Raw genomic sequence first — 1974 nt, forward strand, 5'->3', positions numbered from 1 at the left:
CAACTGGTGCCGGGTGAGCATGGGCACGGTGGAGCAGATGCAGCAGTTTGCCGGCGCGCTGCGGGCGCACTACGCTGGCTAGCGAAGCCGGCATCCCTCGCGCTGCGGGTGGCGTTCATGCATAACCAGTAGCGTCCGTGAAAAGGCCGCGCGCGGCGCCCCCGATCCGCACAGAATCCATTGCCGTCTACAGACAAACGGGAGTGCGGACATGACGAACCAAGTCTCTACGCGACGCACGATACTGGGTCGCTTTCTCGCCGCAACAGCCGCTGTCGGCGCGGCCGCGGTACCGATGCGCGGTTTTGGCAAGGTACAGGAGCGCGCGCCCCTGGCCTTTGATGATCCGGTCTGGAACCGGGAGATGTACGCGCGCATTGAAGGCGATACCGCGCCCGGCAAGTTCATCTTTGGTCAGGCTACCGGCGTAGTCCACGGCGTTCGGGAGGGAGAGGCGGTTAAACCGCTATTCGGTTTCGACGTGTTCTCCACCCACCGGGTGCTGCGACAGGTGGATGGCAGCTACCAGCGCCTCTGCCGTGAACTGGTTTTCTACCGGGACTTGGCGAGCGGGCAGCTGCTGGACCAGTGGGACAACCCCTACACCGGAGAGCGGGTGAGGGTTGTGGACATCGCCAACGATCCATTCAACTTCGTGATCTCGGAGTTCTTTCCGGATCCGCCCAGTTACGGTGGCCTCAACACTGAAATGCCGCCGAAACGTCCGCTGCGCCTCAACTGGGGCCTGGTCAATGACACCGTGACGCTCGATTCAGACATTCACCTTTATTACCGGAACGCGCTGGACCCGGCCCGCTGGCCCCGCGAATCTGCGGGACCCATGAACCGGGTGTCGGAACTCTTCCGCTATTTCATCAGGCGCGAAGACGCAGAAAACCCCGGGCTCAGCCACATGCCTCACAATGGTGTCTGGTCGCGGGTAACGCCCTGGCTGCCATGGATGCTGATGGGCCAGGCTCCGGGGCACGCGTTATATATGGGGCGCTTTACCAGTTTCGAGAGGGCGGAGCAGGCCGCGCCGGCAGTGCTGGCCCGGGTGCGGGAGCGCTATCCCTTGTACCTGACCGCACCAAATGTATGGGTAGAGCCTAGCCATTCAAGCATCGAGAACTATGCGCGGACGCAAAAGCCCGCGCCGCCCAGATCACCCTGAGCCAGAAGTTCTGACTCGGAGTTGGCTAGATGTGTATGCGCGGGGTTAGACTCTGCATGGACGGCATTCGTACTGCACCAATGGAGAAAGCCGCCCCAGGATCCCCGCGATACCATTTTTCAAGAGATCAATGGCGGCAACCCTTAAATCGCCAAACTCCCCGATCCGCAACGGCCGGTCGCCGCGCCAGATCATCGAGTTTCACCTTCTCCTGCCCCTGGGTATCGGTTTGTTCCTGGGGGCTGCGCGCATCGGTGCGCAACAATTTGAGACCATTGCGCACCACATGGCCTATACGGCCCTGTTTTCGGTTTTGTCCTGGGTGTGCTACGGATTCGGCGCGAAACTGATGTCATGGGTGCTGCGGCCCTGGCATCCACCGCTCCTCGTCGTCCTGCTCACAGGCTACTTCGTTGGTGGTTTCGGGCTTTGGTGGCCGTTCCGGGATGTGCTCAACAGTTTCTTCCTCTCGACACTGATCCCCGGATCTGCCTTCGGGAGTTTCTGGCCGCCACCCGCCGAAGGCATGGCTGGATACATTGCATTCACCGCCCAGGGCCTCGGCTGGTGGCTGCTCGCGAATTGGCTGGATTTCCGTTTCCGACGGGTACAGCGCTTCGGTTTTGTTCCGCCAGCAGTGAGTTTGCCACCTGCGAGCGATGAGCCTGTCCCATCTCCAGACGCGAGTTCCGTGACCAGCAGCCCCGCGAGTGAGCCGCGCCTCAGCAACCGTCTGCCGGCCAATCTGCGTGGGGCCGACATCTATGCGCTAGAGGCCGAAGAGCACTACACCAAGATCC

General features: G+C 61.7%; 2 protein-coding genes. Both read left to right on the top strand.

From position 1 onward, the window contains the following. Positions 1 to 211: 211 nt before the first annotated feature. Entirely contained in the window at positions 212 to 1174 is a 963-nt protein-coding gene (locus tag KDH09_12230) for a DUF1838 family protein (protein ID MCB0220457.1), read from the top strand. Between the two features lie 130 nt (positions 1175 to 1304). Continuing rightward, on the top strand, positions 1305 to 1974 hold a 670-nt coding region (locus KDH09_12235), incomplete at its 3' end, for a hypothetical protein (protein ID MCB0220458.1).

This window comes from Chrysiogenia bacterium (assembly GCA_020434085.1).
Lineage (GTDB): Bacteria > JAGRBM01 > JAGRBM01 > JAGRBM01 > JAGRBM01 > JAGRBM01.

Bases quoted from the DNA above. Each gene is read 5' to 3' on its own strand.
- KDH09_12230 (MCB0220457.1), top strand. From the start codon at position 212: ATGACGAACCAAGTCTCTACGCGACGCACGATACTGGGTCGCTTTCTC.